Source organism: Caviibacter abscessus, assembly GCF_001517835.1.
In the GTDB taxonomy this organism is placed as follows: Bacteria; Fusobacteriota; Fusobacteriia; order Fusobacteriales; family Leptotrichiaceae; genus Caviibacter; species Caviibacter abscessus.
Window position 1 is genome coordinate 1 of record NZ_LOQG01000003.1, and the last position, 22,142, is coordinate 22,142.

Below are 22,142 nucleotides of genomic sequence, written 5' to 3' on the forward strand. Positions count from 1 at the left end.
AGATACTGTATTTACTCAAATTGATTATGATAAGTTCAGTGTACACCCTGCTATTTTAGGACCACTAGAAGTATTTGAACTTACTAGAGATGGAGATGATGTTAAAGTTACACCTCAAGAAGGTAAATTAGAAGATATTTTAAGTAAACATATGGGTAGAAAAGTAACATTAATACCTTGCGGTGGTAATGACAGAATTGCTGCTGAAAGAGAACAATGGAATGATGGTTCTAATACTTTATGTATTGCTCCTGGAAAAGTTGTTGTATATGAAAGAAATGATGTAACTAATGCCTTGCTTAGAGAACATGGAATAAATGTAATAGAAATGCCAAGTGCGGAATTATCAAGAGGACGTGGAGGTCCTAGATGTATGAGTATGCCACTTGTTAGAGAAGAAAACTAATTAAACATAAAAAAGGAGATAATACAATGCCAAAAAATTTACAAGGAAAACACTTTCTTAAATTACTAGATTTTTCAACACAAGAAGTAAAAGATTTAATAAGCTTATCAAAAAGATTTAAAGAATTAAAATTAAGTAGAACACCACACAGATATTTAGAAGGAAAAAATATCGTATTATTATTTGAAAAGACTTCAACAAGAACAAGATGTGCATTTGAAGTAGCAGGAATGGATCTTGGAATGGGAGTTACTTATCTTGATCCTGGTTCATCACAAATGGGTAAAAAAGAAAGTATAGCAGATACAGCAAGAGTACTTGGTAGAATGTATGATGGAATAGAATACAGAGGATTTAGTCAAAAATTAGTTGAAGAACTTGCACATTATGCAGGTGTGCCTGTATGGAATGGATTAACTGATATGTTTCATCCAACTCAAATGTTAGCTGATATGTTGACAATTGAAGAAAATTTTGGAGATTTAAAAGGTTTAAATTTTGTATTTATGGGAGATGCAAGAAATAACGTTGCAAACTCATTAATGGTTGCTTGTTCTATGTTAGGATTAAATTTCACTGCTTGTGGACCAAAAGAATTAAAACCAGCAGATGAATTAATTGAAACTTGTGAAAAAATAGCAGCAGAAAATGGATGTAAATTAAGATTTACAGAATCTGTAGAAGAAGGTTGTAAAGATGCAGATGTAATTTATACTGATATATGGGTATCAATGGGAGAACCTGATTCAGTATGGGAAGAAAGAATTAAATTATTAAGTCCTTATAGAGTTGATAAAAAAGCAATGGGATATGCTAAAGATACAGCAATATTCTTACACTGCTTACCATCATTCCATGACAGAAATACTACTATTGGTGAAGAAATCTATAAAAAATATGGTATTGCTGAAATGGAAGTATCAAACGAAGTTTTTGAGAGCCCTCAATCAAAAGTATTCGACGAAGCTGAAAATAGAATGCATACAATTAAAGCAGTAATGTATGCAACATTAAAATAAAATGAAAACTAATAAAAGAATTGTAATTGCTTTGGGAGGAAACGCTTTAGGAAAGACTCCTAGCGAGCAGCTTGAGCTTGTTAGGGGTACTGCTAAAGCTATTGTTGCTATGGCTAAAGAGGGATATGAAATAATAATAGGACATGGTAACGGACCTCAAGTAGGTATGATAAATTTAGCAATGGATTATGCTGCAAATGGAGAAGTAAAAACTCCTTACATGCCATTTGCAGAATGTGGTGCAATGAGCCAAGGATATATTGGTTATCATTTACAACAAGCAATTAGAGAAGAACTTAAAGCAGAAAAAGTTGAAAAAGAAGTAGTATCATTAGTAACTCAAGTTTTAGTTGATGAAAAAGATGAAGCTTTTCAAAATCCAACTAAACCTATAGGTATGTTTTATACTAAAGAACAAGCTGATGAAATTGTTAAAGAAAATGGATTTACTTTTGTGGAAGATGCAGGTAGAGGATATAGAAGAGTTGTTCCTTCACCTTTACCAATAGAAATTATTGAATTAAACTCAATAAAAAAATTAGTTGAAAATAACACAATAGTTATAGCTGCTGGTGGAGGAGGAATACCTGTAATAAAGACAGAAGAAGGTTTAAAAGGCGTTGATGCAGTTATAGATAAAGATAGATCAAGTGCAAAAATTGCTCTTGATTTAAAAGCAGACATGCTTGTTATTTTAACAGCAGTAGATAAAGTTTGTATAAACTTTAACAAATCAAATCAAGAAGAATTAAGCGAATTAACTTTAGAAAAAGCAAATGAGTATATAAAAGAAGGACATTTTGCAAAAGGAAGTATGTTACCAAAAGTTGAAGCATGTATTGACTTTGTTAAATCTTGTGAAACAGGTATAGCTCTTATAACATCACTGGAAAATGCACCAATTGCATTACAAGGAAAAACAGGAACTGTTATAAAAAAATAATTATAGAAGAGGGGAAAAACATGGGAACAAAGCAAAAGAAGTCACTATCGGCTTATTCAATTATTATTATATTATTAGTTATATTAGCCCTTATCACTTTAGTACTGCCTAAATTACCGGCAGATGTTACTGGAGAAATGATAGAATCAGATATTATACTTGCAACAGGAGTAATTCCAGCTAGTGTTGCAACAGTATTTATGGCACCATTTAACGGATTTAAAGATGCTATTGATGTATGTGTATTCGTACTATTACTAGGTGGATTTTTAGGTATAGTTACTAAAACAGGAGCTTTAGATGCAGGTATTGCAGCTTTAGTTCGTAAACTTAAAGGAAATGAATTAATTTTAATACCAATACTTATGATATTATTCTCAATAGGTGGATCAACATATGGAATGGCTGAAGAAACAATTGCTTTCTATATTTTGATTTGTTCAACTATGGTTGCAGCCGGTTTTGATACTATGGTTGGAGCAGCTACTATATTACTTGGAGCAGGTGTTGGGGTTTTAGGATCTACAATTAATCCGTTTGCAACTGGAGTTGCTATGGATGCTGTTAATAAAGTAGGTATACAAGTTAGTTCAGGTAAAGTAATACTTATAGGTATAATATTATGGATAACTTCATTAATAGTAGCGATTATATATGTTATGAACTATGCTAAAAAAATAAAAAAAGATAAAGGTTCAATTTTCTTATCATTAAGAGAACAAGAAGCAATGAAAGAAACTTTTGGACATGTTGATTTTAATAATGTTGAATTTAACTCTAAACAAAAAGTTACTTTAAGCGTATTCGTAGTTACATTTATAGTAATGATAGTGTCATTAATTGCGTGGAAAGAATATGGAATAACTATATTTGAAGGTTGGTCATCATACTTGACAGGTGTTCCTTTAGGTGAATGGTACTTTGGTGAACTTGCAATGTGGTTTACTTTATCAGGTATAATAATAGCTGCAATAAATGGATTTAGTGAAAAAGAAACAATAGATGCTTTCTTGGCAGGTTGTGCTGACATTTTATCAGTTGTTTTAATTATTGCTCTATCTCGTGGTGTTTCAGTATTAATGAAAGAAACTTTCTTAGATAAATATATTTTAAATCTTGCTTCACAAGGATTACAAGGATTACAAGCGTTTGTATTTGCACCTGTTTCATACTTATTGTATATGGTGTTATCATTCTTAATACCGTCAACATCAGGATTAGCAACAGTATCACTTCCAATTTTAGGACCTTTATCTAATAATTTAGGATATAGTCCTGAAGTTATGATAATGATATTTAGTGGAGCTTGTGGATTAATCAACTTAATCACACCAACTTCAGGAGTTGTTATGGGTGGACTTGCAACTGCAAAAGTAGAATATAATACATTCTTTAAATGGGTATTCAAATTATTAATAGTAATATTTGTTATGAATATAATAATTTTAACAATAGCAATGATGATTATGTAATTTAATCTGAAAAGAGAAAAAAATGAAAAAAACTGTTTTTACACTTACTTTGTTAATTAGTGCAATTAATTCAATAGCTTGTACTGGAATGATTGTTGGAAAAAATGCAAGTGCAGATGGAACAATGATATTTGCAAGAAATGAAGATTTTTCAAGCGGTTTTAATCCAAAAAGGTTTATTGTTGTTAATGCACGAAATATTTCAATGAAAAAAGCTTCGGATATTTTAAAAAATCCTGATACTGGATTTAGTCATGTATTACCTAGAAAAACATATAAATATACTTTAATACCTGATGTAGATCAAAATTACGGTATATTTGGAGAAGCAGGAACAAATGAAATGGGTGTTATGGTTTCTGCAACAGTTTCTGCAAAAGCAGGTGATGAAATTTTAAAATATGATCCGTATGTTAAAGGAGGAATTACAGAACCTGATATGGCATCTTTGGTACTTATGAGTGCGACAAGTGCTAGAAAAGGTGTAGAAATAATAGCTGATATTATTGATAAAAAAGGTGCGGGAGAAGGAAATATAATATTCGTTTCAGACCAAAATGAAATATGGTATATGGAAATATATACAGGGCATCAATATGTTGCTGTAAAGGTTCCTGATGATGTTTATGCGTTGGTACCTAATGCTTATTATTTAGGTAATGTGGACTTACAAAGTAAAGATACAATTGCTTCAAAAGACATTAAAAATTTACCTTTAAAACATAATTTACTAAAAGAAAATGAAAAAGGATTTCATTTAGCATTAACTTATAGAGAGCCTCAAAGTAAATATAATCAAATAAGAATTTGGGCAACTCAAAATAGATTAAATCCTTCAACTAAGGAAGAATTTGATAATGATAAGACATTTGAATTGTTTAGAAAACCTGACAAAAAAATTGAACTTAAAGAAGTAATGACTATTTTAAGAGATAGATATAAAGGAACAAAATATTATAATAATTCTGATTATAGACCAATAGGAATTGAAACTAATTTAGAAACTCATATTTTCCAAGTTAGAAAAAATTTACCTCCTATTATGTGGTTATCATTTGGACCTGTTGAACATTCAGTATTTGTTCCACATTATGGTAATATAACAAGTACTCCAAAAGAATATTCTTCAGAACATTATAGCTATAATTCAGGTAGTTTATATTGGACTTCAAAACTTATAAATGTATTTGGTAAGGTTGATAGAGCTACTATAGGGGATAATATAATGAAATATTGGTCATCAATTGAAGATCAATTTATAAAAAATTAAGCTTTGGTTGATAAAAAATATATGGAAATATACAAGTTAAAAGGAAAAAATAGTGCAGAAAAATTTGCAACAGATATGACATATAAAAATACTAAATTTATAAAAGATAAAGCGGATGAATTATACTCCGAGTTAGCAATATATATTTCAAGCCAGGCAGAATCAAAACCATTTAAAAAGCCGTTTGAAAAGAAATAAATTCTAATATACCTAGCAAAAAAAGCTAGGTATATTTAATTTTGAATATCTAAAAAAATAAGTTATACTATAATATATCAAATATTAAATGGAGAAAAGTTAAATGTATAATCACATTGATTCAACATCAAAATATGATAAAACTAGACCTATAACAATATCTACACAAATTATTGAAGAAAACTCAACATTTATACATACTAATTGTAAGTTTATATTTGTACTTGATGGTGTAGGCAGAATAAAAGTTAATGAAAAAGAGTATGAAATTAAAAAGAATTTATTTATTAATATTACGCCTTGGACTTTAGTTGAAGTATATAATATTGAAAAAACAATAAATTGTATTATTTTGTCTTATAATAGAATGTATATTTCAAGAACTATAAATAATATAAATAGCAAAGATTCAAAAATTTTTCAAGAAATTGATCAATTTGAAGCACTTGAAATTTGCCGTAAATCATCTGTTAAAATTACAAAATTATTATTAGAACTTAGAACTGAAATTGGTGATGAAAATATTGTAGAAATTGATGATTATAACGTTGAAGATAATTTTTCTTGTTTATTCGTATTAACGAAGTTTATTGAAATATTAATACTAATTTCAAGAGATTTAGCACATAATCATCAAAAATCTGAATTTTCAATAGGTCAAGCAATTATTAAATATATATTTGCACATTCAAGTGAAAAACTTACTGTTGTAAAACTTGCAACTATTTTTTTTATGAGTGAATCAACAGTCAGAAAATACATAGAAAATTTTTCAGATTTAACATTTAACGAATTACTTTATAAAATTAGATTACAAAAAACAGAAGAACTTTTATTATATACGAATATGAATTTAGATGAAATAGCTAAAATTTCGGGTTTTGTTGATGGTTCACACATAACAAAAATATGGAATATGAAAAAAAATATGAATCCTAGTGCATATAGAACAATGTATAGATCGTCATTTAACACATTTAGTGAAGAGGATAGGACACTTGCATATAATATAATAAACTATGTAATGGAAAACTATATGACTGAAATAAGTATTGAAGTTATAGCAGAAATTTTTAAAATTTCAGAAGTTAAAATTAACAAATTATTACTTCTTTACGTAAATAGAAATTTTAGTACATATCTTAATTATGTAAGAATTAACAAAGCTTGTGAACTGTTAGAAAAGACAGATGATAGTATAGTAGATATTTGTTTTAAGGTTGGATACAATAATATAAAGACATTTAATAATAATTTTAATAAAAATAAGAATATGACACCAACTAATTTTAAAACTATGATAAAAAATCAAAAGAAAAAAGTTTGATATTAAAATAAAGTAAACATCATGAAGTGAACTCCTTTCTTTGGATGAATACAAGTTATGTAAAGGAAAAAGTATTCAAATGAATTTAAGAGATCTGTAATTACGTATATTGGGAATACTTAATAGAATTTAATATTATTCCAAAAAGTATAATCAATATGTCAAAAAATGAGTTAAATATGCGAGAGAAGAGTTATAAAAAAATGGCAAGGAAAGTCTAATTTAAGAATAGGTTTCAGATGTTAATGAAAGTTAAAATCTTATAGAAGAAGTTAAGCGTCTTTTTCTTGAAGTTGAATATAAAAAAATTGAATGACTTAATTCAATAGTGGGAAAATAAAGGATAAGATGAACAATAGCTAGCCTAAGTTATAATATTACCATCAGGTGGAAAATTTGAAAAAATTTTTATTGGACAACAAATCCATGATTGGCGGTATCAACACAAAATGTATAAGAATTGTTTAAAATAAAAAGAAAACAGGCATAACAATATAACTGTTTAGATAAAATCATGGAGAATTTTTTTTGATTGCTCAAATCAGAATTATTATATTTGTTATATATATGATTATTTAAAAATTAGAAAGAACAAAAAATAATATTGTGTATTTATATTATTAAAATTTAAATTTACATAACTCTTAAACGAATTTTATGCTTTAAATCACCATTTTTTAGTTTTATACCTATTTAAATTTACATAACTCTTAAACCGATACAATTATACCCTTTTTACGCAAAAAGTTTTATACCTATTTAAATTTACATAACTCTTAAACGCATTGTTGCATTAATTCCCTTTTCTTTAAGTTTTATACCTATTTAAATTTACATAACTCTTAAACTACTCCCCAACGCATTTTCAATTGTTCCATGTTTTATACCTATTTAAATTTACATAACTCTTAAACTACTTGTTCCGCTCTTTTGCTCAGTAATTAGTTTTATACCTATTTAAATTTACATAACTCTTAAACACACTATCATTGTCTTTAATATACTCTTGTGTTTTAAATTTACATAACTCTTAAACACTAGTGAAAATCCAGAAGATAGCTATGAAGTTTTATACCTATTTAAATTTACATAACTCTTAAACTTGCACTACTTCTGTTTTCCTGAAATTATTGTTTTATACCTATTTAAATTTACATAACTCTTAAACAGACGTCGGCTATTGTGTTTTCCAAAATAAGTTTTATACCTATTTAAATTTACATAACTCTTAAACAAAGAATATTATTAAATCTAAAGCTTGATGGTTTTATACCTATTTAAATTTACATAACTCTTAAACATAAGACTAAAAGATTATAATATAAAAAATGTTTTATACCTATTTAAATTTACATAACTCTTAAACCAGTCCATCCACTTTTAAATAAGTCAAGAAGTTTTATACCTATTTAAATTTACATAACTCTTAAACTGCTTTGTTGTGTATTTCCTGCTCTTGCTTGTTTTATACCTATTTAAATTTACATAACTCTTAAACTAGGCGTTATTCCTTCTAAAATTGGTATTAGTTTTATACCTATTTAAATTTACATAACTCTTAAACTTTCCACATCCAACTAGAACGTTATTAAAGGTTTTATACCTATTTAAATTTACATAACTCTTAAACAATGGATACGTTACTCAAAGAGCAAACAGGGTTTTATACCTATTTAAATTTACATAACTCTTAAACTTTCAAGAAGATATTCAAGTTCTTCGTTCGGTTTTATACCTATTTAAATTTACATAACTCTTAAACTTTGTTCAGTTAATAACGTTCCTGAGTTATGTTTTATACCTATTTAAATTTACATAACTCTTAAACAAGTATTGTATGTATCTTCATAATAGGAATGTTTTATACCTATTTAAATTTACATAACTCTTAAACTTTTCGCTATTTCTATACTCTCTTTTTCTTGTTTTATACCTATTTAAATTTACATAACTCTTAAACCTAATTTATTAACGTTTTTACTTTCTAAGTGTTTTATACCTATTTAAATTTACATAACTCTTAAACTGAAACTACCAGATAATGTACAATTGAACAGTTTTATACCTATTTAAATTTACATAACTCTTAAACTGTTTCAAATGCTGTCTTTTCATCAATTATGTTTTATACCTATTTAAATTTACATAACTCTTAAACCCACTGACACCAGCCCTAATGTCTTAGGTGGTTTTATACCTATTTAAATTTACATAACTCTTAAACACGATACGGAACGAAATATGTTAAAATTTCGTTTTATACCTATTTAAATTTACATAACTCTTAAACACAGCTCTTTTTCTCTGTAACTGTTCAACCGTTTTATACCTATTTAAATTTACATAACTCTTAAACCATTAAACATGATAGCATTCTTAAATGAAAGTTTTATACCTATTTAAATTTACATAACTCTTAAACTGGACAGCTGTATCCTCTCTTTCTCTCATAGTTTTATACCTATTTAAATTTACATAACTCTTAAACCTGTAGGGCTAATCCCGAACCTCATTTTTAGTTTTATACCTATTTAAATTTACATAACTCTTAAACCGCCTAACACAAGTTCATATTCTGGATATTGTTTTATACCTATTTAAATTTACATAACTCTTAAACTTCAAGTAACACTTTTTTCCAAGTTTCAGGGTTTTATACCTATTTAAATTTACATAACTCTTAAACTCTCTCTCATTATCCTATTATTTCTCTCTTGTTTTATACCTATTTAAATTTACATAACTCTTAAACTGACTTGCAAGAATTCGCTATTCAATTGCAGTTTTATACCTATTTAAATTTACATAACTCTTAAACGATGTCTTAATGTCTTAGGTGTCAGCTCTGGTTTTATACCTATTTAAATTTACATAACTCTTAAACCTCGGTTTGAGCTTTCATCAAATCCCGTCTGTTTTATACCTATTTAAATTTACATAACTCTTAAACAACTGCTTAATTTTTGCAGATTTTCAGCAAGTTTTATACCTATTTAAATTTACATAACTCTTAAACCCACGCTTCTTTTATTTCTCTCTTTAATTTGTTTTATACCTATTTAAATTTACATAACTCTTAAACTCTCTTTATTTTTTAATGTTGAGTACATATGTTTTATACCTATTTAAATTTACATAACTCTTAAACGTACTCGATGGTTTCTTTGTCTTTTGCCGCGTTTTATACCTATTTAAATTTACATAACTCTTAAACCCTATCGAAGCGTATTTTCCATTTTCGTTAGTTTTATACCTATTTAAATTTACATAACTCTTAAACAGTTCCATTTACCTTTAATTAACTTTTTGTGTTTTATACCTATTTAAATTTACATAACTCTTAAACTTATTTTATTTACCGTTTTTAGTGCCAGAAGTTTTATACCTATTTAAATTTACATAACTCTTAAACTTTCCGCATTTTCTTTTTCTGCATTTTTTAGTTTTATACCTATTTAAATTTACATAACTCTTAAACTTCCTAGACAAGCTTACAATCTTATTTGGAGTTTTATACCTATTTAAATTTACATAACTCTTAAACAATTGATTTCTTGTTGAATTGAGTTTATTGTTTTATACCTATTTAAATTTACATAACTCTTAAACCTTGTTGCGTTGCTGTTTGCGCTTTCATTAGTTTTATACCTATTTAAATTTACATAACTCTTAAACGCATCAAATTCGTTACAAATGGAGTAAATTGTTTTATACCTATTTAAATTTACATAACTCTTAAACATATCTCAAATTGAACAGAACCAACTAATAGTTTTATACCTATTTAAATTTACATAACTCTTAAACCTCAAATTAGATTAAGATACTTTTTCAAGTAATGGAAACGACCCCATTTAATGCAAATTTAAATAAAATTAGAAAATTTCACATAAATCGTTATCAATAATAATTGTTTTATCAATATATTTTGATACTATTTTATGGTTTTCCAATAGAACTACCTTAAAATTATTATATAATACAAACTTAAATATTTCAATAATTTCGTTTTCATTAAAATAAATCTGTATATTTGTTAATATAAATATTTCTATTCCTAATACATTATTTAATATTTTCATATTATCTAGTAAATTTTCAAGGATATTTCCATTGTTGTTAAATTGCAGATTTATTAATTTAAATAAATTTATATTTTCTAATTCATCAAAATTTATATTTAAATTTTCAATTTGTAATAAATTAAAAATATATTCATTAATTTTACTTTTCAATTCATATAATTCATGCATAAATTCTGTTTCAGAAATTAAACATAATTTTTTATAATACTTATTAATCGTTTTTTTATTTATATCAACTGTAAAATAATCATGAAAAACAAATAAATTTAAATCTAATTGCAAAACTTTATCTTCATCTGATAACAAAAAATTTGTATCTATACCTGAATTATTTACTAATAATTCATTGATCATTTGTCTATATAAAGTTGTCTTTTCTATAACTAAATCAATAATATTATGTTTTTCAAAATTTATTTCAAAATCAAATCCAATATAACTTAATTTCATAGTATCACTATCCTGTTATCACTATCTAAAACTTGTGTATTTTTTTCTCCAATTAAAAAAATCATTTTTTGAAACTGTTTTTCTGTTATTGTTAAAACTGTGATTAAGCCTTTTTTTGGTTTATTACGATTCAAATTTTCAACTAATGTATTTTGTGCTGTATTATTTAACACAAGTTTACAATAAACAGATTCTTGTAACATTAAAAATCCACTTTTAATTAAATAATTTCTAAAATTTCTATAATTTTTTAAATCTAAACTGGTTACTGATGGTAAATCAAATAATACTAATACTCTCATAAATCTATAACTCATATTCAAAAAACCTAATTAATCTATAATTATTAAATTCAAATGCATTTAATATACTTTTAGTGTATATTCTTATACACTCAGATAAATAATGATTTTCATCGTTTATTTTTAATTTTTTTTCTAAAATTTCTTGAACTATACGCTTTTCTTCTGTTTTAAATTTTTGAAAATTTTGATTATATACCAATTCATCAATTATTGGTCTAAATGGTTCCATTAAATCAGATGAAAAATTAAAAAAATTATATTGATTTTTATGATTAATTCCTAATTGTGTTAAGTATCCATTATTTATTACCTCTTTATTAAATTGAGATAACAATATTTGATAACCATAATTTAAAGCACTATTAATACTATTTTCATTTTTTCTTGAAAATGATTTTCCAAATAGTGCATTAAAATATACTTTAGCTGCGTGTCCTTCTCTATTGGTTTCATCATTTAATTCTATTTCACATAAATATTTTTCAAGTATTTTATATTCTTCTTTTTGGAATTTTTTTAAAAGTAACATTTGATTTTTTATTTTTTCATAAACTATCAAACTCCATACATTTTCTTTAATAAAATCATTCCAATTAAATTGCATTTTTATTTTTGTAACACAATCGTGAGAACCATAATATGGTATAAGTTCAAAATGAGGGTTAAATTTTTCATCACAAAATATAACTTTAACTTTCTGTTTAATTAATTCACACATTAAAGCAGCGGTTATTGAAATAGATGTTGTTTCTAAGATTAAATTATCAACTTCTGATATATTTATTAATTTTGTCTCATTTTCTCTTCTCACACAAATATTATTAAGTTTTAAATCCAACTTACTCCTATTTTCTATAATTACTGTTCTCCAACCACTCATTTTAACTCCATACTTATTTAATTATTATTTTTTTATTAAACAATCCTGTTATTGATTCATCAATAAATACTAATTTACCTGGATTAAATTTGCTGAATGTCTTAAAAGATCTAGATACTGTTAATATTAATTTTAAATTATCATTTTTTCCTGTAAATTGCCAGTTTGTATCTTTATTAAAAATTTTAATAATACATTTAAGCATTTTTGCTTTTTCTAACAAAGAATTTTTTTCAAAAATTTCTTTTTGAGATATTAAATCAATAGAACGTTTATTAAAGCAATAATTAGCATATTCTTTACTTTGTAATTTTTCAATAAAGACATTATATAATTTAATAAATTCTTTTTCATGTCTTGCTTTTGCTTCTTCATTAGTTTCAGGTCTTGTATTATTATCTCTTTTTAATTTTGGAAAAATATAGCTATTTTCATTATTTTTTTCATTTATTAAAACAAATTTTATTGCGTCTTTTAAATATTTAACATAATTATTTTCAAGAAATAAACTTTTAGCATTTTTTAATTCTAATCCTGATTTGTTTGTATATCCTGATATTCTATAGGGATAATTGTCAAATAAAATTAATTGTTGTTTTTTTATTTTTTTAATTATTTTAGGGTTTTTATACTTAGCTTCATAATATTTTTCTAAATCTTTATGTGTTTTAATTTTTGATAAATCTTTAATAAAAACTCTATCTGCAATCATTTGTTTATTTCCATTTTTATCATCATACTTTAAAAGTACAAAATACGATGGGTTCAGGCTATCATAATATCCATATTTACTAGTTAATTTTTGACTTTCTCCTGATATTTTTATAGCAGGAATAAAATCCCCATCTTTATTTTCTTTTTTCTTTTTTATTGTTAAATTAAATAGTTGTCCTTTATCTTCAATCAACATTCTTGTTATATTAACAGTATTTTTTAATATATTGTTTCTTACTAAAGATATTGTTCCCTCTTTTAATACTTTTCCATTTTCATCTTTTTTTTCTTTTTTCCATGCAATCAGATTGTTTCTTTCAATATCATAATCAAATATTTTTTTTAAATTATAACTATCTTTTTTATCAAGGTTTAATTGACTTTTAATAAAATTTGTTGGATTTTTTGTGAATTTAGTATTGTATACATTTCCTACAACTATATTTAAATATGCATCTTTAGCATGGTGCATATCATTTAATTCTCTGCATTTTATTAAATCAAATTTTTCTCTAAAATCAGATACATTTCCAGCTTTTGAATAAATTATTTCTGATTCAGGATAAAGTATATTTAAGATTCGAATCACTTCTATTGTGGCTTGTCTAGTTGTAACTAATTGTCTTGCAACAAAACCAGATAACTGATCTACAGTCATTTCTTTATCACAAATTAATCTACTGTATTTTTCATTTGATATAAATTTTTTATCCTTAAGAATTTTCCAAAAACTTTTCATTTTATTTCTAATATTTGATGATTTAGGATATTTATCTCCTTCTGAAATATTTATCTCTTTTTTTACAAGTATTATATTATCTAAACTATCATCTTTAACTTTTGATTGAGGATAAATATGTTCTATATCATAGGTATTACTATTATTTAATTCACTAATGTCAATTGATTCCCCTGAATACATACATTTACCTAATTGCATGAAATATAAAAACAATTTCTTTTGTCTAAGTTTATTATTATCAAATGATTTTACTTCTTTATTTAGACTATCTATTTCTTCAAATATTAAATCTTTATCTTTTTCTACAGATTTATAAAGTTTTTGTATTGCCTCTTGTCTTTTTTCGGTAATTTTACCTTTTACTTCATTAGTTCTAGCAGTTTCAATGAATATTTTTTTCGGAACTTTTTTTGTGATCTTTTTAATTTCATTAATTATCTTTATTGTTTGTATAATTGATCTTTTAACAGATGGAGAAACATACGATTCATTAACTAATTCTTTATATGTAGAATTTTTGCCTTTTTCATTATTTTCATTATTTTCTTTTTCTATTTTATCCATTAAATCATAATTTGATGACAATAATTCCATTAAATTTAAATTATTTGTTCTAAGTGCTTCCATTACGGATTTATATGGACCTTCTCCAGTATTTAAGTTTACAAAATCAAATTGTGAAGTTAATAATTTTGCTGATAGCCTTCCCCAACCATTAAAACTTAATTTTAATATTTGATTAAATTCATCTTTATTTAACTCGTTATTTTTATATTCTGAATTAAATTTTTTTTCGAATATTTTTTTATCATCACCATATAAGCATTTCCATCTTATAATATTTTCTACAATATTTTTATATTTATCTTCTTCAAGTTTATTTCCGATTATTTTAAAAAATTTAATATATGTTTTTAAACTTGAATTAAATTTTACTTCTACACCACTTATTTCACTTTTTTCAACTTTAATTCCTTTTGTTTCTAAAAATTCAATCAATTTTTTTACAGTTACTGTGACATTTCTTTTAAATAATAAATCTATAATTTCTTGTTTGTATTTTATTAATATATCGGAACTACCATTAATTTTAACTTTATTGAGTTCATTTAAAACCATATATTCGCCATATATTAATGAATCTTTAGGTAAAACATCTTCTTCTCTTAAGTAAGTACACTTGTTGGTCATTCTTAGTATAAATTTTTCTGCTGATTGTTCTAAGTCCACTTTATCTTCAAAATTTTGTGGGGTTATTTCTCCACTTTTTCTTACAACCCAAGAGTGTTTACTATTATTATTTAAAGGTCCTACATAGTAAGGAATTCTAAATTCAAATATTTTAATTATTTCATTTTTTCTTATGCCTAAAAATTCATAATACTTACTTTGATTTTCTAATATTTTTTCTAATTCATATTTATGAATTTGATAAGGTAATATAGAATTATTAGTTGTCCTTTGTCTTGCGAGTAAAGTATGATTTTCTGTTTTTTCATATAGTTTTTTAAATATATTTTTATCGGATTCATCTATTATTTCACTAACTACAGTTCCTTCTGTATTAATTTTTCCAAATTTTTGAAATATTGATTTAAGATTTTTAAATAAATGTTCTGGTTTTGATATTTCTTCACTATAATTTATTATTTTTCTATTTCCATCTATACTATTTAAATTAATATATGCCGAATAATTTTTATTGCTATCTCTAAAGATATTATTATATTCTTCTTTGCAATATTTTTTTATAAAGTACTTTAACTGTTTTAATTCAACTTTATGTTGATTATAACTATCAATCATAGAACTTGAAATCGAACTACTTTCTTGTTTTAATATTTTTTTCAAAAGTAAATAATCATACATATTTTTACATTTGTCAATTAAATCAATATCTTCGTCTAAAATATTTACAAGTTCATCTCTTTTATCATCGTAAATAATATCAGAAAAAGAAATATTTATTTCATTGTCTTTTTCTTGTAGTGTTTCATTTTCTATAAAAATATTTTTAAAATTTGATTTTGAACCAATTACTAATTTAAATATTGCTAAAAGCTGGTTATTTTTTAATATGTTTTTTAATTCTTTTTCTTTATCTTTTTTTGTTGTGGTTCTGTTTGTTAAAATACTATTTAAATTATCTCTATCAGCATCCAATTCAAAACCAAGAATTTCTTTAATGCTATCTTTTAAATTTTCAAATACTATTTGAAAATTTTTGATTTCATCTATACTTAATCCAGAAAATAAAAAATGTCCTCTTCTTTTAAAAATACTATGTAATGCTAGGTATATTAACCTTATATCTTTCTTTTCATTTGTATTAATTAAATCATCTCTTAAATGATATATAGTTGGATAATTATTATGAAAATCTTTATCAGTATAATTATTATCATTAAATAATATAAATTCTTTTTTATACGTTTTATCCTCTAAATGTAAATTACTTTCTTTAAGTCGCATAAAAAATGTGGGATCTATTTTAAATATTTCTTCTTCAAAAATTCTTTCTAGTAAGTCTAATCTCCATTTTCTTCTTTTTAATCTTCTTCTAGAATTTCTTTGTACTCTTCTATCTTTTGCAGTTTGTGCTTCATCAAATAATCTTGATCCCCACATATCTTTTTTGTTAAATTTTAATATGTTGTAATTAGGATCAGTTACTGCCCAACCTACTGATGAAGTACCTAAATCTAGTCCGAGATAATAGTCTGTAAATTGTTGTTTTTTTAATTTATCCATATATATTCACCTTTCTTGATTTTTTATTAAGTTAATTATTGACAAATATAAATAATTACTGTATACTAAGTTTGTAAATTAAATACCTATTTAAATTTACATAACGAGTTTAAATAAAAATTTATTGAAATCGTCAAATTATTTTTGACTAGCCTCTTTTTGAAGAGGTTTTTTTGTTTTCAATATATATTTTACCCCTAATTTTGAAAAATGCAATATTTGATTATTATAAATTATTGCAACCGTTTTTTCACGCTATTGAAATTTATAACTAAAAATGCTAACATATACTAGGTCATACAAATTGGGGAGCTAGCGGTGCCCTGTATCCACAACCCGCTTTAGTGGAGATTTTATTAATTTTGCGGAATATTTTAGTATCACGCTATATATAGAGATGTTGAGAGTTTAGTCCTATATTGTAGAAATTAGACAAACCATGTCAGGTCGGGAACGAAGCAGCATTAAGTCTAGATTTCTAGGTTTATGGGGTTGCTAAACTTGAGTTAATATATATAAAACGGGTGGTAAATTTATTTCAAGATTTTAATGTATGACCTTTTTTCATAGTAGGAGGATATATAATATGGAATTTAAAGTAAATAAAATTAATGCTGATATAAGAATAGAGCTTTATGATGACAAACTTATAGGTTATGCAATTATAAAAAAAGATACGATAACTGATTTTCTAATATTTGAAGAATATAGAAATATAAGTTATGGTAGAAAATTAATTAATTATATATTCAATTACTATGCAATAAATTATGGTGATAGTATGAAAGTTTGCAATTTCAATGAATCAACTTATAATTTTTTTATAAAACATGGTTTTGAATTAAATGATAATATATTGATAATTAAAAATTTACAACAAAATATAAGACAAAAAAAGGCGATTTATAATGCCAGTTTTTTTTCTTTCATGCTAAATATTTTTTTATCTTTAGGTAAAATATTAATAGGATATATATTTGGACTTGTCTCTATAATTGCTGATGGTATAAATTCAACAGCAGATTGTGTAACTAATTTATTAGTTGTTATAGGTCTTAAAATTTCGAATACTCCAGAAGATGAAGAACATCCTTTCGGTCATGGTAAAATTGAATCTATTTTTAGTATATTTATTGGACTTTCAATAATTATTTCTACTCTTGGGATCCTTTTTAATAATGTAAAGAAATTAATTTTCTTTCATCCAAGCAATATTCAACATTCGCATACAGTATACTTTTTTGCTACTTTATTTATCATATTAAAAATTTTACAATATCTATATGTCTCATACATTGCAAATAAATATAACAGTATATTATTAAAATCAGTATTAACTGATTATTTAGCAGATATATTAATTTCAAGTTCTGTTCTTATTGGAATAATATTAGCTGCCTATTTTTCAAGTATATTTGACATAATATTAGGAATACTAATAACTATATATATAATTTATCAAGGAGCTATGATAGTATATGAAAATGGTTCAATTCTTATGGAAACACAAGATAAAAAGCTACTTCAAAAAGTAAGACAATTATTAGTTAAAGATGAAAATATATATTTTGTACATGATTTATTTATGATAAGTTCAGGTAAAGATATATATATTTACGGAGATGTTAGAATGGACGATAATTTAACAGTTAATGATTCTCATAAAATAGCAGAAAATGCTGGAATTATGGTGAAAAAGAATTATCCACAAATAAAAAGAATAACACTTCATGTTGAACCTATATATAAAGGGGGAAATAAATGGATATAGTTGCTCCTGCCGGAAACTATGAAAAACTAGTAGCTGCAATAAAAGCAGGTGCTAATGAAGTTTATCTTGGTTTAAAAGGATTCGGTGCTAGAAGAAATAATGATAATTTAGGATATCAAGAACTTTTTGATGGAATTGATTATGCACATTCAAGAGGTGTTAAATGCTTATTAACTTTAAACACCGTTTTAAAAGATGTTGAACTAAAAAATGTGATTAATGCTTTTATTCCTATTTATAAGCATGGTATAGATGCAGTAATTGTCCAAGATATAGGACTAATGTCAGTTTTACAGGAAAATTTCCCAGATTTAATTATTCACGGTAGTACTCAAACGACAGTTTCAAATCATATTGAAGCAAACTATTTTAAAGAATTGGGATTAAAAAGAGTTGTTCTAGCCCGTGAACTTAGTTTTAATGAAATAAAAGAAATAAGGGAAAAAACAGATATTGAATTAGAGGTATTTGTTTCAGGGGCTATGTGTATATCATATTCAGGTAATTGCTACATAAGCAGTTTTATTGGTGGACGTTCAGGGAATAGAGGTATGTGTGCTTATACTTGTAGAAAAAAATTTAAACAAGATTATAATAAAATCAAATATACTTTATCCCCAAACGATCAATTTTTGGAAAATAAAGAAATTGAAATGCTTGAAAGTATAGGAATAGATTCAATAAAAATAGAAGGTAGAAAGAAAAATCAAAATTATGTATTTGAAACAGTAGGATATTATAGAAGTGTTATTGATAAAAATCCCAGACCATCTATGAGCTATAAACTATTTAATAGAGGATATTCTAAAGGATATTTTTATCTCGATGACAATCTTATGAATACAAAATATCCATCTAATTTTGGATATCTACTTGGTTCTATTTCGAATAATAAAATAAAATTACTTGATGATTTAGAAAATGGAGATGGTATACAATATGTAAATTCAAATTTTGAAACAATTGAAGGTATATTTGTCAATAAAATATTTAAAAATGATAAAAAAGTAGTGGCAGCGTTTAAAAATGATATTATTTCACTTCCCAATATACCTAAAAATGCAGTGTATATTTATAAAAACTATTCTAAAGCATTGAACGATAAAATAGAACACGATATTAAAATAAGTAAAAGATATTTAAATATTGATATTATTTTAAAAGCTGAAAAAAACAACAATATTAGCCTTACATTTTGCACAAAAAACCTTAAAAATGAGTTGATTGAAGTCAATATTAAAGGTAGCATTTTAAATGAATTAAGTAAAAAAAGTATAAGTTTAGACATGATATCTGAAAAACTATCAGAATTAGGTGATACTACTTTTAAAGCACAAAATATTAATATTCATTACAATGATGGTGTATTTATATCATTTAGTGAATTAAAAAATTTAAAAAGACAAGCAGCTTCTCTTTTATATGAAAAATTGATTAATTCATATAGAAGAAATGAAGATATATATGTAAATTATAAGCAATATGACAAAAATATAGAAAATAAACCATATGTAATTTCTGCTCTTGTAGAAAATGAAGAACAAGAAAAAGCTTGCATTGAAATGGGGATAACTAAAATTTATAAAAACGGCAAAGATGTTGCTAAACAAAAAAATCTAAATAAACTTACGAAAGCTACGAATCTTGCATATAACTTTTACGATTTATTAAAAAATGAAAAATTAGAAAATAAATATTCCATAAATTGGAACTTAAATATTTTTAATAATTATAGTATTGATGCACTTTCAAAATTTAAGAATGTTGATACTATATTTTTATCACCTGAATTAAGTTATAAACAAATAAGACATATTACTACAAAATCATTAAAAAAAGGTTTAGTTATATATGGTTATTTGAAAGGCATGTATATAGAGCATAGTATAATAGAAAAAAATTATATGGAAATTCAAGGTGAATTTTATGATAGATACAAACTTAGAAAAAATGAATTTGGAAATGTTGAACTTTTCTTAAATAAACCTATGAATTTAATTCCTAAATTATATTTAATAGAAACTTTAGGTCTTGATGAATTAAGGTTAGATTTTGTTTTTGAAACTTATGAAGAAACAAAAAAAATTATTAAAAGTATAAAAACAAAGAGTGGAACATATAATCCATATACATTTCAAATGGGTGTTTCATAAAAAAGAATATTTAAATAATAAACAAAAAAAGTCGATTTTAATTATAAAAATGCATCACTAACTTTAAAAAAAAAAGTTGCTATATAAGACATAATATGATATAATCACTGTGAAGTTTAAAGCAAACTAAACTTACAAGATTGGAGGAGCCATGAAAGGTACAGTAAAGTGGTTTAACGAGAAAAAAGGATTCGGATTTATCTTAGGTGAAGATGGTAAAGATTATTTTTTACATTTCTCAAATATTGAAAAACAAGGATTCAAAACAGTTTTAGAAGGCGAAAGAGTTTCATTTGAAGTTGAAAATTCAGATAGAGGACCTCAAGCAACTAAAATAGTTTCTATATAATCATAGTTTTTTTGGTTAACATAATGAAACTTCTTCTAAAATTTAGAGGAAGTTTTTTAGATAAATTTAAGTAATAAAGGAAGTAACAATGACTGATTTAGAGATAAAGCAAGAAGTGGAAAGACAGTTTAATATATTAAAAAGAGGCTGCGAAGAAATAATAAATGAACAAGATTTTAAAAATAAATTAGAAAAAAGTATAAAAACTGGTAAAGGTTTAAAAGTAAAATTTGGAATAGATCCAACAGGTTCAGATTTACATATAGGACATGCTGTACCACTTAGAAAATTAAAACAGTTTCAGGATTTAGGTCATGAACCGATTTTTTTAATAGGAACTTTTACAGCAAGAATAGGAGATCCAACAGGGAAATCTGAAACAAGAAAAATGTTAAGTATGGAAACTATTGAAAATAATATAAAAACATATTTGGAACAATTAAAATTAATACTTGATGTTAATAAATTAAGAGTTGAGTATAATCATACTTGGCTAGAATCAATGGATTTATCAAAATTTTTAGGTTTACTTTCAAAATTTACTGTATCACAAATGGTAAGTAGAGAAGATTTTGCTAAAAGACTTGCAGCTAATAAGCCAGTATCTCTAGTTGAGTTTATGTATCCAATATTACAAGCATATGATTCTGTTGATTTAGAAGCAGATGTTGAATTAGGGGCAACAGAACAAAAATTTAATATACTAAGAGGAAGAGATTTATTAAGAGATTTTGAAAAAGAACCACAAGTATGTATGTTAATGCCAATATTAGTAGGTCTTGATGGTACAGAAAAAATGAGTAAATCGCTTAATAATTACATAGGTGTTAAAGATACTCCTAATGATATGTTTGGTAAAATTATGTCAATATCCGATGAACTTATGTATATATATTACGAACAAATTACGGATGTTAGTATAGAAGAAATAAAACAAATTAAAGAAAATATGCACCCTATGGAAGCAAAAAAACGATTGGGAGAAGAACTTGTAAAAATATATTATTCAGTTGAAGAAGCAACAAAAGCAAGAGAATATTTTGAAAATGTTTTTTCTAAGAAAAATTTAGATATTGAATTACCGACTGTACAAATAACTGAAAATGAAGTAGATGTTATAGAGCTATTAGTTAAAAAATTAGCATTTGCAAATACCAATAGTGAAGCTAGAAGATTAATAGAACAAGGTGGATTTAAAGTTAATGATACTCCAATAAAAGATGTAAAAGCAAAAATAATAATTGAAAATGACATGATAATAAAAGCAGGTAAAAAGAAAATAATAAAAATAAAAAAATAGTGGAGGT

At 24.9% G+C, this 22,142-nt stretch carries 15 protein-coding genes, 1 other RNA gene and 1 CRISPR repeat array; of the genes, 12 read left to right on the top strand and 4 right to left on the bottom strand.

Annotated features, from left to right (window positions below):
* The 7 genes from AWT63_RS01615 to AWT63_RS01640 form a co-directional block, all read left to right on the top strand.
* On the top strand, positions 1-406 hold a 406-nt coding region (locus AWT63_RS01615; protein WP_231723207.1), incomplete at its 5' end, for an arginine deiminase family protein.
* A gap of 26 nt (positions 407-432) precedes the next feature.
* The gene (argF, locus tag AWT63_RS01620) at positions 433-1,425 is read left to right on the top strand and encodes an ornithine carbamoyltransferase (RefSeq protein ID WP_068267942.1); all 993 of its coding nucleotides are present in this window, start codon (positions 433-435) and stop codon (positions 1,423-1,425) included.
* 1 nt (position 1,426) lies between these two features.
* Positions 1,427-2,368: a carbamate kinase gene (gene arcC / locus AWT63_RS01625; protein ID WP_068267943.1), complete on the top strand. Its 942-nt coding sequence runs from the start codon at positions 1,427-1,429 to the stop codon at positions 2,366-2,368.
* A gap of 20 nt (positions 2,369-2,388) precedes the next feature.
* Positions 2,389-3,840 carry a YfcC family protein gene (locus tag AWT63_RS01630; RefSeq protein WP_068267944.1) on the top strand — a complete coding sequence of 484 codons (1,452 nt, stop codon included), beginning with the start codon at positions 2,389-2,391 and terminating at the stop codon, positions 3,838-3,840.
* A 22-nt stretch (positions 3,841-3,862) separates the two neighbouring features.
* On the top strand, positions 3,863-5,110 hold the full coding sequence (locus AWT63_RS01635) for a C69 family dipeptidase (protein WP_068267945.1): 1,248 nt from the start codon (positions 3,863-3,865) through the stop codon (positions 5,108-5,110).
* 21 nt (positions 5,111-5,131) lie between these two features.
* Complete coding sequence (locus AWT63_RS06225; RefSeq protein ID WP_156414483.1) at positions 5,132-5,308, top strand: hypothetical protein; 177 nt, start codon at positions 5,132-5,134, stop codon at positions 5,306-5,308.
* A 103-nt stretch (positions 5,309-5,411) separates the two neighbouring features.
* Positions 5,412-6,635, top strand: a complete 1,224-nt coding sequence (locus tag AWT63_RS01640) for a helix-turn-helix transcriptional regulator (protein WP_068267946.1) — start codon at positions 5,412-5,414, stop codon at positions 6,633-6,635.
* A gap of 614 nt (positions 6,636-7,249) precedes the next feature.
* Positions 7,250-10,442: a CRISPR direct-repeat array (repeat unit 36 nt; unit sequence GTTTTATACCTATTTAAATTTACATAACTCTTAAAC).
* A 68-nt stretch (positions 10,443-10,510) separates the two neighbouring features.
* Here the strand turns inward: AWT63_RS01640 and csn2 are convergent.
* The 4 genes from csn2 to cas9 are packed head-to-tail and all read right to left on the bottom strand — an operon-like array spanning position 10,511 to position 16,562.
* A complete protein-coding gene (csn2, locus tag AWT63_RS01645) occupies positions 10,511-11,170 on the bottom strand; it encodes a type II-A CRISPR-associated protein Csn2 (protein ID WP_068267947.1) in 660 nt (219 codons plus the stop codon).
* Positions 11,167-11,487 carry a CRISPR-associated endonuclease Cas2 gene (cas2, locus tag AWT63_RS01650; RefSeq protein ID WP_197407844.1) on the bottom strand — a complete coding sequence of 107 codons (321 nt, stop codon included), beginning with the start codon at positions 11,485-11,487 and terminating at the stop codon, positions 11,167-11,169. The genes csn2 and cas2 overlap by 4 nt, the downstream gene beginning before the upstream one ends.
* Entirely contained in the window at positions 11,477-12,355 is an 879-nt protein-coding gene (gene cas1 / locus AWT63_RS01655) for a type II CRISPR-associated endonuclease Cas1 (protein WP_068267948.1), read from the bottom strand. The genes cas2 and cas1 overlap by 11 nt, the downstream gene beginning before the upstream one ends.
* A gap of 13 nt (positions 12,356-12,368) precedes the next feature.
* Positions 12,369-16,562, bottom strand: coding sequence for a type II CRISPR RNA-guided endonuclease Cas9 (cas9, locus tag AWT63_RS01660; protein ID WP_068267949.1), 4,194 nt, complete (start codon positions 16,560-16,562; stop codon positions 12,369-12,371).
* Between the two features lie 295 nt (positions 16,563-16,857).
* Between cas9 and ffs the strand changes: the two genes are divergently transcribed.
* The 5 genes from ffs (at position 16,858) to tyrS (ending at position 22,135) form a co-directional block, all read left to right on the top strand.
* Positions 16,858-17,119: signal recognition particle sRNA large type (gene ffs / locus AWT63_RS01665), an RNA gene on the top strand.
* Positions 17,120-17,148: 29 nt separating this feature from the next.
* Positions 17,149-18,333, top strand: coding sequence for a cation diffusion facilitator family transporter (locus AWT63_RS01675; RefSeq protein WP_068267950.1), 1,185 nt, complete (start codon positions 17,149-17,151; stop codon positions 18,331-18,333).
* Positions 18,324-20,486, top strand: a complete 2,163-nt coding sequence (locus AWT63_RS01680) for a peptidase U32 family protein (RefSeq protein WP_068267951.1) — start codon at positions 18,324-18,326, stop codon at positions 20,484-20,486. Before AWT63_RS01675 ends, AWT63_RS01680 begins: the two co-directional genes overlap by 10 nt.
* Positions 20,487-20,637: 151 nt before the next feature.
* The gene (locus tag AWT63_RS01685; protein WP_068267952.1) at positions 20,638-20,835 is read left to right on the top strand and encodes a cold-shock protein; all 198 of its coding nucleotides are present in this window, start codon (positions 20,638-20,640) and stop codon (positions 20,833-20,835) included.
* A gap of 88 nt (positions 20,836-20,923) precedes the next feature.
* Positions 20,924-22,135 (top strand): tyrosine--tRNA ligase, encoded by a 1,212-nt coding sequence (gene tyrS, locus AWT63_RS01690; RefSeq protein ID WP_068267953.1) that lies wholly within the window; start codon positions 20,924-20,926, stop codon positions 22,133-22,135.
* The last annotated feature ends 7 nt before the right edge of the window (positions 22,136-22,142 follow it).